At 72.5% G+C, this 13,733-nt stretch carries 9 protein-coding genes and 1 tRNA gene; 7 read left to right on the forward strand and 3 right to left on the reverse strand.

Translation table 11 applies throughout. The features are described 5' to 3' along the window. Positions 1-128 precede the first annotated feature (128 nt). The 4 genes from L1785_RS14400 to rlmB all read left to right on the forward strand — a co-directional run bounded on the left by L1785_RS14400 (position 129) and on the right by rlmB (position 5,244). Positions 129-1,298, forward strand: coding sequence for an alanine racemase (locus tag L1785_RS14400; protein WP_236090072.1), 1,170 nt, complete (start codon positions 129-131; stop codon positions 1,296-1,298). A gap of 92 nt (positions 1,299-1,390) precedes the next feature. Next, positions 1,391-2,668: a low temperature requirement protein A gene (locus L1785_RS14405; protein WP_236089966.1), complete on the forward strand. Its 1,278-nt coding sequence runs from the start codon at positions 1,391-1,393 to the stop codon at positions 2,666-2,668. 63 nt (positions 2,669-2,731) lie between these two features. Continuing rightward, the gene (gene cysS, locus L1785_RS14410; protein WP_236089967.1) at positions 2,732-4,141 is read left to right on the forward strand and encodes a cysteine--tRNA ligase; all 1,410 of its coding nucleotides are present in this window, start codon (positions 2,732-2,734) and stop codon (positions 4,139-4,141) included. A gap of 95 nt (positions 4,142-4,236) precedes the next feature. Next, positions 4,237-5,244: a 23S rRNA (guanosine(2251)-2'-O)-methyltransferase RlmB gene (rlmB, locus tag L1785_RS14415; RefSeq protein ID WP_236089968.1), complete on the forward strand. Its 1,008-nt coding sequence runs from the start codon at positions 4,237-4,239 to the stop codon at positions 5,242-5,244. A gap of 62 nt (positions 5,245-5,306) precedes the next feature. On the opposite strand, the gene L1785_RS14420 is transcribed toward rlmB, so the two are convergent. The 3 genes from L1785_RS14420 to otsB all read right to left on the reverse strand — a co-directional run bounded on the left by L1785_RS14420 (position 5,307) and on the right by otsB (position 10,338). Further along, positions 5,307-6,596 (reverse strand): DUF4032 domain-containing protein, encoded by a 1,290-nt coding sequence (locus tag L1785_RS14420; RefSeq protein WP_236089969.1) that lies wholly within the window; start codon positions 6,594-6,596, stop codon positions 5,307-5,309. 130 nt (positions 6,597-6,726) lie between these two features. Continuing rightward, entirely contained in the window at positions 6,727-7,845 is a 1,119-nt protein-coding gene (locus L1785_RS14425; protein WP_236089970.1) for an ABC transporter ATP-binding protein, read from the reverse strand. Between the two features lie 162 nt (positions 7,846-8,007). Beyond that, the gene (gene otsB, locus L1785_RS14430) at positions 8,008-10,338 is read right to left on the reverse strand and encodes a trehalose-phosphatase (RefSeq protein WP_236089971.1); all 2,331 of its coding nucleotides are present in this window, start codon (positions 10,336-10,338) and stop codon (positions 8,008-8,010) included. Between the two features lie 194 nt (positions 10,339-10,532). Here otsB and L1785_RS14435 point away from each other — a divergent pair, with 194 nt between their 5' ends. The 3 genes from L1785_RS14435 (at position 10,533) to L1785_RS14445 (ending at position 13,685) form a co-directional block, all read left to right on the forward strand. Next, positions 10,533-12,464, forward strand: coding sequence for a protein kinase domain-containing protein (locus L1785_RS14435; RefSeq protein WP_236089972.1), 1,932 nt, complete (start codon positions 10,533-10,535; stop codon positions 12,462-12,464). Between the two features lie 188 nt (positions 12,465-12,652). Beyond that, entirely contained in the window at positions 12,653-13,480 is an 828-nt protein-coding gene (locus L1785_RS14440) for a DsbA family protein (protein ID WP_236089973.1), read from the forward strand. A gap of 132 nt (positions 13,481-13,612) precedes the next feature. Then, positions 13,613-13,685 (forward strand) — tRNA-Thr (locus L1785_RS14445). The last annotated feature ends 48 nt before the right edge of the window (positions 13,686-13,733 follow it).

The raw sequence follows: 13,733 nt of genomic DNA on the forward strand, positions 1-13,733 counted from the left end.
CTCCGCGGCGGGCGGAGCGGTACGTTCGTCGCGTGGCGTCCCCCTCCGACGCACCGGCAAAGTCCGGCGCTCCGAACCCCACCGCTCCGGCGCGATCCGGCGGCGGCCCGCTCGAACCCCTCGAGCACCTGACCGCGCGGCTCTCCGCGGCGACGGCGCACCTGCCGGCGCCGGTCGCCGTCGTCGACCTCGACGCGTTCGACGGGAACGCGGCCGACCTGCTGCGCCGCGCCGGAGGTGTCCCGGTGCGCCTCGCGAGCAAGTCGGTGCGGGTGCGCAGCCTGGTGACCCGCGGCCTGGCGGCCGGATTCACCGGCGTCATGACGTACTCCCTGCGGGAGGCCCTGTGGCTGGTCGGCGAGGGCGTGCGGGACGTCCTGGTCGGCTACCCGACCGTGGACCGCGCGGCGCTCGCCGAGCTCGCGGCGGACCCGGTGGCGCGTCGGGAGATCACCCTGATGGCCGACTCCGGAGCCCACCTCGAGCTGATCGCCGCGGCTGTCGAGGGGCCGGGCGGGGACGACGTCGGCGTGTGCCTCGACGTCGACTCGTCGCTGCGCCTCGGCGCCGGGCCGCTGACCGCGCACCTCGGCGTGCGCCGGTCCCCGCTGCGCGAGCCGGCGGACGTCGCTTCGGTGGCGCACCGGGCGGAGGCGACGCCGGGCCTGCGCGTGCGCGGCCTCATGTTCTACGAGGCGCAGGTCGCGGGCCTGCAGGACAGCAGCGCGGCCGTTCGCCTCGTGAAGCGGCTGTCGGTCCGGGAGGTGAGCCGCCGCAGGGCGCTGGTCGTCGCGGAGGTGAGCTCCGCCGTCGGACACCGGCTGGACCTCGTGAACGCGGGCGGGACGGGGTCGCTCGAGGTCTCGGCCGGGGCCGAAGGGGTGACCGAGGTGACGGCCGGTTCGGGCCTGTTCGTCCCCGGGCTGTTCGACGGGTACCGCGCGTTCACGCCGCGGCCCGCGGCCTGGTTCGGGCTGGACGTGGTGCGCGAGCCCGGGCCGGGCTGGGCGACGGCGTTCGGTGGCGGCTACATCGCGTCGGGCCCGTCGGGCCGGGACCGCCTGCCGCGGGTCGTGACGCCCGGCTGGGAGCTGAGCGGCACGGAGGGGGCGGGGGAGGTGCAGACCCCGCTGAGACGGCGGGGCGGGGCGCCGCTGCGGACCGGGGACCGGGCCTGGTTCCGGCACGCGAAGGGGGGCGAGCTCGCCGAGCGGTTCACGGAGGTCCACCTTGTCCGTGGCGACCAGGTCGTCGAGACGGTGCCGACCTACCGCGGGGAGGGCAAGGCCTTCGGCTGACCGCAGGCTCGGACGAGAGAAGGCGTCGGCTGATCGGGGTTACCGCCCGGGCCGGCGGTGACGAGGCGGCGACGGCGTGGTTCCATGACGCCATGAACGCGAGTCATGACGCCGCGCCAGCGGTCCGCAGGGTGCGGCAGATGTCCGGTCGGGACCCCCGCGAGACCTTCCGGACCGCCACGCCCCTGGAGCTCCTCTTCGACCTGTCTTTCGTCGTCGCGTTCGGCGTGGCGGGCGAGGAGGCCGCGCACCTCCTGGTCGAAGAGCACGCCGGGGCGGGCGTGCTCGGCTTCGCGTTCTCGATGTTCGCGATCGTGTGGGCGTGGATCAACTTCTCGTGGTTCGCGTCCGCGTTCGACACGGACGACTGGGTCTACCGCGTGACCACGATGGTGCAGATGATCGGCGTCGTGGTGCTCGCCCTCGGCCTGCCCGCGATGTTCGAGTCCCTCGTGGAGGGCGAGCGCGTCCACAACGAGGTGATGGTGGCCGGCTACGTCGTGATGCGGCTCGCGATGCTTGTCCAGTGGCTGCGGGTCGCCCGGCAGGCGCCGGAGTACCGCGGCGTCGCGCTCACGTACGTCCGCAGCCTCGTCCTCACGCAGACCGGGTGGATCGTCCTCGTGCTGGCTCCCGTCAGCGTCGCGACGTTCTTCGCGATCGCCGTGCCGCTCTCGGTGGTGGAGATGTTCGGTCCCTGGCTCGCCGAGCGCACCCGCGGACGCCCCATCACGCCGTGGCACCCCCACCACATCGCCGAGCGGTACGGACTGCTGGCGATCATCACCCTCGGCGAGGGTGTGATCGGCACGGTCGCCTCGTTGTCGGCCGTGATCCGCGAGGACGGGTGGACGCTCGACGCCGTCCTCGTGGTCGTCGCCGGGATCGGGCTCACGTTCGGGCTGTGGTGGACGTACTACATCACCCCTGCCGGCGAGATGCTGCACCGCCACCGCGATCGCTCGTTCCGCTGGGGATACGGACACCTGGCGGTCTTCACCGCGCTCGCGGGCGTGGGCGCCGGCCTGCACGTCGCCGCGTTCTACCTCGCGGGCGAGTCGCACCTCGGCCCGATCGGGACCGTGCTCGCCGTGGCGGTGCCCGTCATGCTGTTCGTCGTCGCGGACTACGCCCTGTACTGGGTGCTCGTGCGCACGATCGACCCGCTGCACCTGTGGCTGGCGCTCGGCGGGGTCGCCATGCTGGGCGCGGCCGTGGCGGCCGTCGCGGCAGGCGCCTCGATGGCGTGGGCTCTGCTCATCGTCATGCTCGCGCCCGCGGTGACCGTCGTGGGGTACGAGACGGTGGGTCACCGGCACGTCGCACAGCTCCTGGAGGAGGAGTCTCAGGCGTCGGAGGACCCCGCCTGAGCGGGCACCGCCGTCGACCGGGGCGTCCGCACACCGAGACGCCCGGCCCGGTACCCTTGACAGGTGAGCCTTCGCCTCTATGACACCGCGACACGGGACGTGCGCGACTTCGTTCCCCTGACTCCGGGCGAGGTCGGCATCTACCTGTGTGGTGCCACGGTGCAGGCTCCTCCCCACGTGGGCCACCTCCGCCCGGCCATCGCGTTCGACGTGCTGCGCCGCTGGTTGCTGCGCAAGGGTCTCAACGTCACGCTGATCCGGAACGTCACGGACATCGAGGACAAGATCCTGACCAAGGCCGCGGCGGCGGGCGTCGAGTGGTGGGCGCACGCCGCGCACTACGAGCGCGTGTTCACGGCCGCGTACGACGCGCTGGGCGTGCTCCCGCCGACGTACGAGCCGCGGGCGACCCAGCACGTGCCGCAGATGGTCGAGCTGATGGAGCGGCTCGTGGAGCGCGGTCACGCGTACGCCACGGGCGACGGCGACGTCTGGTTCGACGTGCGGTCGTGGACGTCGTACGGCGAGCTGACGCGGCAGCGCCTCGAGGACCTCAACCCGGAGGGTGGGGACGACGCGGACACGGCCAAGCACGACCCGCACGACTTCGCGCTGTGGAAGTCCGCGAAGCCGGGCGAGCCGGAGACCGCGTCGTGGGCCACGCCGTTCGGCCGCGGCCGCCCCGGCTGGCACCTGGAGTGCTCCGCCATGGCGCAGCGCTACCTGGGCGACACGTTCGACATCCACGGCGGCGGCCTGGACCTGCGGTTCCCGCACCACGAGAACGAGCAGGCGCAGTCCCGCGCCGCTGGCTACGGCTTCGCGCAGCGCTGGATGCACTGCGCGTGGGTGACGCAGTCGGGCGTGAAGATGTCCAAGTCCCTCGGCAACGGGCTGCTCGTCTCCGAGCTGCTCGCGCAGGCTCCGGCGGCGGTCGTGCGGTACGCCCTCGCGTCCGTCCAGTACCGGTCGATGCTCGAGTGGTCCCCGGACACGCTCGACGAGGCCCGGACCACGTGGGAGCGGCTCTCCGGCTTCGTCGCCCGCGCGACCGAGCGGGTCGGGGACGCGGCGGCCGAGGAGGTCGCCAAGGCCGAGCTGCCTGACGGGTTCACCGTCGCGATGGACGACGACCTGAACGTCCCGGCGGCGCTTGCCGTGGTGCACGAGCACCTGCGGGCGGGCAACACGGCCCTCGCGAACGGCGACGACGGCGCGGCCCGCGCCCAGCTTGTCGCGCTGCGGGCGATGCTCTCCGTGCTCGGGCTCGACCCGGCCGAGTGGACGACGGCCGCCGACGACCGGTACGCGACCGCGCTCGACGCCCTCGTCGGCGCCGAGCTCGACGCCCGTGCCGCCGCGCGCGCCGCGCGCGACTGGGCCACCTCGGACGCGATCCGGGACCGGCTCAGCGCCGCCGGGATCACGGTCCAGGACTCGGCCGACGGCGCCCGCTGGACGCTCGCGAACTGACATCAACGGGTGGCCGCCCCGCTCCGGGGCGGCCGCCGCACGACAACCCTCGGTGGTCTCGCACGACCTGACCACCGGCGCAGAGACGAGACACCATGGCAGCAAACGCAAAGCGCCCCGGCGCGGTCCGCAAGGCGGGCTCCAAGAAGGGCCCCCAGGTGGGCACGGGCGGCCACGGCCGCAAGGCCCTCCAGGGCCGCGGCCCCACGCCCAAGGCCGAGGACCGGCAGTACCACCCGGCCCACAAGCGCAAGGCCGAGGCGGAGAAGCGTGAGGTAGCCGGCGGCCGACGCCGGTCGGGCGGCTCGGGCGCGCCCGGCGGGCCCCGCTCCGGCCGCACGGGCGCGCGGGACTTCGAGGTGGTCGCCGGCCGGAACGCGGTGCTGGAGGCGCTCCGGACCGACATGCCGGTGTCGACGCTGTACTTGGCGACCCGCCTCGAGGCCGACGACCGCACGCGCGAGATCCTGCAGATCGCGTCCGGCCGCGGCTACAACCTGCTCGAGGTCACGAAGCCCGAGCTCGACCGGATGACCGACGGTGCCGTGCACCAGGGCGTCGCCCTGCAGGTGCCGCCATACGTGTACCGGGACGTCGACGACCTGCTCGACGCGGCGGCCGCGGCGGGCGTGCCGCCGCTGATCGTCGCCCTCGACGGCGTGACCGACCCGCGCAACCTGGGGGCGGTGCTGCGGTCCGCCGGGGCGTTCGGTGCCCACGGCGTGCTCGTGCCCGAGCGGCGGGCGGCCGGCGTCACGGCGTCGGCGTGGAAGGTCTCGGCGGGGGCGGCGGCACGTGTGCCGGTCGCCCGTGCGACCAACCTGACGCGGGCGCTCGAAGAGCTGAAGAAGGCCGGCTGCTTCGTCGTGGGCCTGGACGCCGGTGGCGACACCGAGGTGGGCGACGTCGCGTTCGCGGCGGACCCGCTCGTGCTCGTGGTCGGCTCCGAGGGCAAGGGTCTGTCCCGTCTGGTGCGCGAGGCGTGCGACGTCGTGGCGTCGATCCCGATCGCGGCGACGACCGAGTCGCTCAACGCGGCGGTCGCGGGCGGCATCGCGCTGTACGAGGTGGCGCGTCGCCGCAAGGAAGAGGCGGCGAAGTGACCCCGCTCTCGCCGAGGTAGTCGGTCGGTCTGGACCGACCGACTGCCTCGGCGGGGAGCAGGTCAGCCGAACAGCTCGTCGCCCGCGCCCTGGCCGCCCAGCTCGTCCTCGCCCTCGATCGGGCTCTCGCCGGGCGCCAGGCCCAGGATCGCCTTCTCGTCCGGCCGGTGCCGCAGCACGTTCTCCACGTAGGAGTGTGTGGCCTCCACCATCGGCACGTCCCGGCGGGCCTGCTCGGAGACGAACCAGCGGTGGTCGAGGATCTCGTGGAAGAGCTGGGCGGGCTCGAGCTTGCGCCGCAGGTCGCGCGGCACGGCGCTGATGGTGGGCTCGAAGACCAGGCGCAGCCAGTCGTGCGCCACGAACTCCTCCTCGTCGCCCTGCCGGTCGGACGCGGCGCGGAACGAGTCGAGGTCGTTGAGCATGCGGCGTGCCTGGTTCTCCTGGACGTCGAGCCCGGTGAGGCGCAGCAGGCGGCGGGAGTGGTGCCCGGCGTCGACCACCTTGGGCTGGATCCGGACCGAGGTGCCGTCGATATCGGTGGTGATCTCGAGCTCGCCGACGTCGAAGCCGAGATTGTTGAGCTGGTCGATGCGGGCCGCGACGCGCCAGCGCTCGTCGGCCTGGAAGGCCTCGGCGAAGGTCAGGGCGTTCCACAGCTCGCTGTACCGCGAGACGAGAGCGTCGCCGATGGAGATCTCGTCGGTCTCCTCGTCGAGGAGCTCGCCGGCGGCCAGGTCCATGAGCTCGCCGATGATGTTGGTGCGGGCGAGGTCGAGGTCGTAGGCGCGCTGCTTGGGCGAGAGCGCGCGGTGCAGGTCTCCCGTCTCGGCGTCGACAAGGTAGGCGGAGAAGCGGTCGGCGTCGCGGCGGAACAGCGTGTTGGACAGGGACACGTCACCCCAGTAGAAGCCGGCGAGGTGCAGCCGCACGAGCAGCACCGCGAGGGCGTCGATGAGCCGGGTCGCCGTGTCTGGCCGCAGGGCCTGGGAGAACAGCGCGCGGTAGGGCAGCGAGAACTGGAGGTGCTCGGTCACGAGCACGGCCTCCAGGTGCTCGCCGTCCGGCGAGCGGCGGCCCGTGATGACGCCGACGGGCACGACGGAGGGCACGTCGAGGCGGCGGAGCTGACGCAGCAGCTCGTACTCGCGGTACGCGACGGACTCGCCGATCTCCTTGATCGCGATGACGCGTCCGGACATCCGCACGAAGCGCACGACGTGCCGGGAGATGCCTCGCGGGAGCGCCGCCAGCACCTCGGCCGGCCAGTCCTCGAGCGGGACTTCCCACGGCAGGTCCAGCAGGGCCGGGTCCGGCGCCGCGGCCGTGATCTGGAGGTTCTGGGTGGTCATGGGGTCCTTCACGTCCGGTCGCAGAGTTACGGGCCGAAGTAGAACGGAACGCGGTCAGCGCCGGGCGATATGCCCGGGCTGTCCCGCGCCCCGTCCTACTTCGGCCCGTACTACCTCGGCTGGTGGAACGTCAGCTCAGGCGCTCGCCCGTGGAGGCGGAGAACGCGTGGGTCTGGCCGGCCTGGATGGCGACGGAGATGGTCTCGCCCTTGGCCGGGACGTTGCGCGGGTCGATGCGCACGATGACCTGGTTGGAGTCGCCGGCGCCCAGGTCGCCCGCACCCACCTTGGACTTGAGCGAGCCGTACACGAACGCGTCGGAACCGAGCTCCTCGACGAGGTTGACCTCGACGTCGAACGCGCCCGCGGTGCCGGAGCCGACGACGTCGAGAGCCTCCGGGCGGAAGCCCAGCGTGATCTTGCCGGCGTCGGCCTCGGTGATCTTGTCGGCGATGGAGCGCTCGAGCGGGATGTCCGCGGCGCCGACGCTGACCTTGCCGTCGGTCACGGTGAAGTGACCGATGTTCATGGCGGGGGAGCCGATGAAGCCCGCGACGAACACGTTCGACGGCTTGTCGTACATCTCACGCGGCGTGCCGACCTGCTGGAGGATGCCCGCGTTGAGGACCGCGATGCGGTCGCCCATCGTCAGGGCCTCGGTCTGGTCGTGCGTGACGTAGACCGTGGTGACGCCGAGGCGGCGCTGCAGCGACGCGATCTGCGTACGGGTCTGGACACGGAGCTTGGCGTCGAGGTTCGACAGCGGCTCGTCCATGAGGAACACCTGCGGCTGGCGCACGATGGCGCGGCCCATGGCGACACGCTGACGCTGACCACCGGACAGGGCCTTCGGCTTACGGTCCAGGTACTCGGTCAGGTCGAGGATCTTCGCAGCCTCCTCGACGCGCTGGCGGATCTCCGCCTTCGGGGTGCCGGCGATCTTGAGCGCGAAGCCCATGTTGTCCGCGACGGACATGTGCGGGTACAGAGCGTAGTTCTGGAACACCATCGCGATGTCGCGGTCCTTCGGCTGGACGTCGGTGACGTCGCGCTCGCCGATGAAGATGTGACCGCCGTTGACGTCCTCCAGGCCCGCGAGCATGCGCAGGGAGGTGGACTTTCCGCAGCCCGACGGGCCCACGAGGACGAGGAACTCGCCGTCCTCGATGTGCAGGTTGAGCTGGTCGACAGCAGGGCGTTCGGTCCCCGGGTAGACCCGGGTCGAGTGGTCAAAAGTGACCGTGGCCATGGTGATACATCCCTCCACCGGCAGGTACGTGCCGGACGATCCGTTGTGGTCGGGTGCCGTTGCTTCCACTCGCGTGTCCGCGGTGACACTGTTGCAGCGCGATCCTACATTGAGCCGGGTGATTCTCCACCATGTGCCCGGTCGTGATAGGTCAGGATGCGGTCAGGTCGACGTCAAGGCGTCGGCCAGGTCCTCGAGGACTGCGGCGAGGGCGTCGGAGTCCTGTACGCGGTGTCCTGCCAGCGTATCGCCCATGCCGACCTTGATCGCGAGGTCGCCCTGCTCGAGGGCGGCGAACGCGTGCTCGTCGGTGGTGTCGTCGCCTGCGTAGAGCACGCGGACGTGACCCGTGTGGCACTCGGCGGCGACCGACTCGCGCAGACGCCGCAGGGCCTCGCCCTTCGACGTGGTCACGACGGACACCTCGACCACGTCCTTGCCGTGCATGGGCGTCAGGCCCAGGTTGGCCGCCACCTCGTCGGCCGCGACCGTGACGACCGAGGCGTCGTCGACGCCCGCGAGGCGCGTGTGCACGACGGCGGCGCCGGGCTTGACCTGTACCCACGCCCCCTCGCGGTCCACCACGGCGGCCTCGAACCCGGCGACGAGGGAGTCGAGCTGCTGCGACTGCTGAGGGGTCAGGCGCAGCGGCACCGACTCGACGCCGGTCGCGCTGGTCCGTCCGGCCTCGGCGCCGTGGCTGCCCACGAGGAAGGTCCCGCGGGGCGCGTGCGTGCGATCGGCCAGGTCCTGCAGGTCGCGGCCCGAGACGAGCGCGATCCGCACGGGCAGCTCCCGGGCCAGCCCGGCGAGCCGCTCGACCGCTGCCCGCGCGGCCCGCGTCATGGCCGACGTCTTCGGGTCGTCGACCAGCGGGGCGAGGGTCCCGTCGAAGTCGAGCGCCACCAGCCACGCGATCTTCGCGCCGGTGCCCGACGTCGTCGGCTCGCCTTCCGCGTAGTGCTCGGCGTCGCTCTCGGTCACGGGGGCGGGAGCCGACGTGAAGGCGTGCAGGTGCTCCGGGAGGCTGCCGTGGCGCGGGTCGGCCGAGCGCGGCTCCGCGGTGACAGGGTGCACGGGGATCGAGCCGAGGACGGAGAGGAAGCCGGCGGACCACTTCGCGACGTCGTCGGCGAGGACCTTGCGGCGCAGGCGGCGCATGCGCCGGCGCTGCTCACGCGGGTCCATCGTCGCGGCCGCGACGATGATGTCCTTGAGGCCGTCGATGTCGTGCGGGTTCACCAGCAGGGGGCCGGGTGCCAGCTCGTCGGCCGCGCCGGTGAACTCGGACAGCACGAGGACACCGCGGTCGTCGGAGCGGGCAGCGATGTACTCCTTCGCGACGAGATTCATGCCGTCGCGCAGGGACGTCACGAGCATGACGTCGGCGGCGAGGTACAGGGCCGCCATCTCCTCCTGCGGGTACGAGTGGTGCAGGTAGTGGATCGCCGAGTGCCCGAGCTCGCCGAACTCGCCGTTGATCCGGCCGACGAGGATCTCGACGTGCTCCCGCAGCTCCTGGTAGGCGCCCACGTTCTCCCGGCTCGGGCTCGCGATCTGCACGAGCGTCGCGTGCTCCACGTCGAGGCGCCCGTCCTCCAGGATCTCGCCGTACGCCTTGATGCGGTGCCGGATGCCCTTGGTGTAGTCGAGGCGGTCGACGCCGAGCATGAGGATCTCGGGCTCACCGAGGTCGGCGCGGATCTCCTTGGCGCGGCTCTGCACCTCGGGCCGGCGGGCCAGCTCGTCGAAGCTCGCCGAGTCGATCGAGATGGGGAACGCCCCGGCCCGGACGTGGCGGCCCTGGCGGCCCTCCGAGTCCAGCATGGTGATGATCGGCCCGCGCGTCGCGTGGTCGGTCAGGCGACGGACGGCCCGGACGAAGTTCGCCGCGTCGCCGTTGCGCTGGAAGCCGACCAGGTCCGCGCCGAGCAGGCCGTCGATGATCTGCCGCCGCCACGGGAGCTGGCCGAACAGCTCGACCGGGGGGAACGGGATGTGGTCGAAGAACCCGATGCGCAGGTCCGGGCGCAGGTCGCGCAGCAGGCGGGGGACGAGCTGGAGCTGGTAGTCGTGGACCCAGACGACAGCACCGTCCGCCGCCTGCTCGGCCGCGGCGTCCGCGAAGCGCTGGTTCACGCGGCGATAGGCGTCCCACCACTGCCGGTGATAGGTGGGCGGGGCGATCACGTCGTGATACAGCGGCCACAGCGTGTCGTTCGAGAAGCCCTCGTAGTAACGCTCGATCTCGGTGGCGCTCAGCGTGACGGGGACGAGACGCATCCCTTCGGCGTCGAACGGCTCATGCTTCAGGTCCGGGGCACCGGACCAGCCGATCCAGGCGCCGTCGGCGTTCTGCATCACGGGTTCGAGGGCCGTGACGAGGCCCCCCGGGGAACGCTGCCAGGACAGGCTCCCGTCCAGGCCTACGCTGAAGTCGACGGGCAGCCGGTTGGCCACCACGACGAGGTCGTATCCGTCTTTGCCTGGCAATGGACTACCCCTTAGTTTCGTATTACCAATGTGATGTCGTCTCTAGGGTAACGATATCGACGTCCTCTCCACAGTAACGAGGCTGGGAGTGCCCGGAGTCATTCACCCGTCCAGCTGCTGGTCAGGGGCGGGTTGCAGCGAGCAAGGCCAGGTTCCGGGAGCTACCGTGTGCACCATGAGAGGGGGTGGGGGCGATGACCGAGGCGCAGCCCGCTGAAGCGAATCAGCCCTCAGAGGTGCCCGCCGTCGTCGGCGGCTACACCATCGACGCACCCATCGGCTCGGGCGCCATGGGCGCCGTCTACCGGGCCCACGACGACGGTGGCAACCCGGTCGCGATCAAGCTCCTCCACCGCCACCTCGACGACCCGTCCGCCCGCGAGCGGCTGCGCCGTGAGGCGCGCGCCCTCCAGAAGCTGCGCCACCCCGCCGTCGCCGCCGTGCTCGATGCAGAGCTCGACGGCGCCGAGGCCTTCATCGTCACCGAGCTCGTCCTGGGCCCGACCCTCGAGGAGGAGGTCGACAACCGCGGCGCCCTCGACGCGCGCGACCTGTTCGAGCTCGCCGACCAGCTCGCCGACGCCCTCGAGGCCGTCCACAGCGCCGGCGTCGTGCATCGCGACCTGACCCCGTCGAACGTGCTGATCTCCGAGCACGGACCCGTGCTCATCGACTTCGGGCTCGCGCAGAACCTCGGCGACGCACGGGCCACGCGCACCGGCTTCGTCATGGGGACGCCCGGCTACCTCGCACCCGAGCTCCTCGACGGCGCCGAGCCGGGCCCGGACACCGACTGGTGGAGCTGGGCCGCCGTGCTCGCCTTCGCGGGCACCGGCAGGCCGCCGTTCGGCGTGCGGCCCACCGAGGCCGTGCTCCGGCGCTCGCGGGAGGGGCGTGTCGACCTCATCGGGCTGCCGTCCCGCTCCGCGCGGGCGCTGGGCGCCGCGCTGCGGGCGGAGCCGGAGAAGCGGTGGGGGCCCACCGAGGTGGCGCGTGCCCTGCGGCGCGCGTCCGAGGAGTACCAGGCGGTGCTCGCCGGGGCCGGCGGCGACGACACGCAGGAGCTCGGGTCGGCGACGGACGTCCTCGGCGCCGGGGCGACTCAGGTGCTCGACGGTGCGGGGGGAGCCGGCGGCGGGACCCTGCGCCTCGTCGGCGGCGCCGACGCGGCCGCGGCGCTCGCCGCCGCGGGCGACACGGCGGTGCTGCCGAAAGGAGACACGCCGGCCGCGGCCCTGGGCGCTGCCGGAGCGGTCGCGGCGGGTTCTCCGACGAGCCCCGCGAGCGGACGCTCCGGACGATCCGTGACCGGTCGCGCCGTGGGCATGCCGGTCAGGCCGCTCGGGGAGGACCGGTACCGCGCCGTGGGCGACGTCCCGCCGGAGCCGGAGGACGAGCCCGTCCGCGCCTATCGAGGTCGCGGGCCGGCGGCGGTGGTCGCGACGGGTTCGGGCGCTGTGCCGGTCGTCGTGCCGCCGGTGATGGCCGCGTCGCGCCGGATGTTCGCCCGGCGTCCCGGCACCGTCGCCGCGCTCGCCCTCCCCCTCGTGCTGATCGGCGCAACGCGGCCCGGCACCGCGTTCGCCGCCCTGGTCGGGCTCGTGCTGCTGTCGCGCTTCACCGGCATCACCGTCGACGAGTTCCACCGACGGCGGGAGCGCCGCGCGACGCGACGCGGCGACGGTCTGGTCGCGGTGCTCGCAGCTCCCTGGCACCTGGTCCGGGCCGCGTTCGCCGTGCTGCCCTCGGTGCTGGTTGCGGCTTGCGCCGGCGTGCTCGTCGTCATCATCGGCTTCTGGCTGCTCGCACCCGGACGACTCATCCTCGTCCCCGTGAACACGGTGGAAGCTCGGTCGGCCGGTGGCATGAACGACCCCGTCACCGACACGTGGGTGCTGCTCCTGGCGACCGTGGTCGTCGTGCTCGTCGCCTGGTTCGGTCCGGCGGCGATGGGAACCCGCGTCGGGGCGCGGCCGCTGCTCGCCATCCTGGCGCCCGGCGCCGTCGGGGCCGTCGCGTTCGTCGTCCTCGCGCTGGTCGCTGCGTGGTTCATCGTGTCCGCCATCTTCGAGGGCGCTCCGGTGGTCGATTGGTGGCCGTTCCCTGGGCGGCCCGAGCTGCGCTAGCGGCCGTCCCCGGGACGCCTCGTGGCGGCGAGGGGAGCCGGCTGAACGGCCGACGTCGGGCAACCGTGTCCATCGCGTGCTGGTTTGTCTCAGTCCACGTTCAGGTAATCCGAGTACCCTGGCGGGGTAGGCGCCCCGTGCGCCGCGCCGACCCGTCGCAGAACGCCGCGCCGACCCGAAGGACCCCGATGTCGACCAGCCAGTCCAACCAGACCAAGGCGCAGCGCCGCGACGCCGCGCGTGCCGAGGCCCTCTCCCTGCAGAAGAAGCAGCAGGCGCGCGAGAAGACCTTCCGTGTCGCCACGCTGAGCGTCCTCGGCGGCCTCGTGGTCCTCCTCGGCGTCGCGATCTGGTTCATCATGCAGGAGAGCGGCAAGTCCGCGATGGAGAAGGTCAGCGCCTTCCCCGCCGGCGTGATCGAGGAGACCGGCATCCCGGTGGGTGCGTCCGGCGCGGCCGGCACGCAGAACGAGGGCGCCGAGCGGCTCGACGTGTACCTCGACTACATGTGCCCCATCTGCGGGCAGTTCGAGTCGATCAACGGGGCGAGCATCGACCAGATGCGCGAGGACGGCGACCTCACGCTCGTCGTGCACCCGGTCTCGATCCTCGACCGCGCGTCGCAGGGCACCGACTACTCGACGCGTTCCGCCGCTGCTGCGGCGTGGGTCGCGGACCGCGCGCCCGAGGCGTTCGCCGAGTACAACGACCTGCTGTTCGCGAACCAGCCCGAGGAGAACACCACGGGCCTCACCGACGCCCAGCTCGGCGACCTCGCGGTGCAGGCCGGCGTTGCCGCGGACGTCGCAGAGGGAATCACCGACGGCGAGGCCGACGACACCTTCCGCGAGTGGGTCACCGCCGCCACCGAGGTGGCTGTCGACGACCCCGATCTCTTGAACCCGGAGACCGGCTCCTTCGGCACGCCGACCGTCCTCGTCGGCGGCGAGCGCTTCGCCGACTGGGGGACCGTCGGCAACCTGACCACGGCGATCACCGGCGAGTCCGGCAACTGACGCTCGGCTGAGCACGGGGCTGCGTCGTCGGGCCGACGACGCAGCCCCGCGGCGGCTGACCGCCGCGCCGACACGTTAGGCTGGTCCCGCGTTCTGGGCTGCCGTGGCTGCCCCGCGCGGGCACCCGCCCTCGCCGCCTTAGCTCAGCTGGTAGAGCTCCCGTCTTGTAAACGGAAGGTCGTCGGTTCGAATCCGACAGGCGGCTCAGAAGGCCCGGAATCCCTTGGATTCCGGGCCTCGCTGTTTCGTTACA

The organism is Antribacter soli, from assembly GCF_021568775.1.
Taxonomy (GTDB): Bacteria; Actinomycetota; Actinomycetes; order Actinomycetales; family Cellulomonadaceae; genus Antribacter; species Antribacter soli.

Bases quoted from the DNA above. Each gene is read 5' to 3' on its own strand.
- L1785_RS14405 (WP_236089966.1), top strand. From the start codon at position 1,391: ATGAACGCGAGTCATGACGCCGCGCCAGCGGTCCGCAGGGTGCGGCAG.
- rlmB (WP_236089968.1), top strand. From the start codon at position 4,237: ATGGCAGCAAACGCAAAGCGCCCCGGCGCGGTCCGCAAGGCGGGCTCC.
- L1785_RS14420 (WP_236089969.1), bottom strand. From the start codon at position 6,596: ATGACCACCCAGAACCTCCAGATCACGGCCGCGGCGCCGGACCCGGCC.
- L1785_RS14425 (WP_236089970.1), bottom strand. From the start codon at position 7,845: ATGGCCACGGTCACTTTTGACCACTCGACCCGGGTCTACCCGGGGACC.
- L1785_RS14435 (WP_236089972.1), top strand. From the start codon at position 10,533: ATGACCGAGGCGCAGCCCGCTGAAGCGAATCAGCCCTCAGAGGTGCCC.
- L1785_RS14440 (WP_236089973.1), top strand. From the start codon at position 12,653: ATGTCGACCAGCCAGTCCAACCAGACCAAGGCGCAGCGCCGCGACGCC.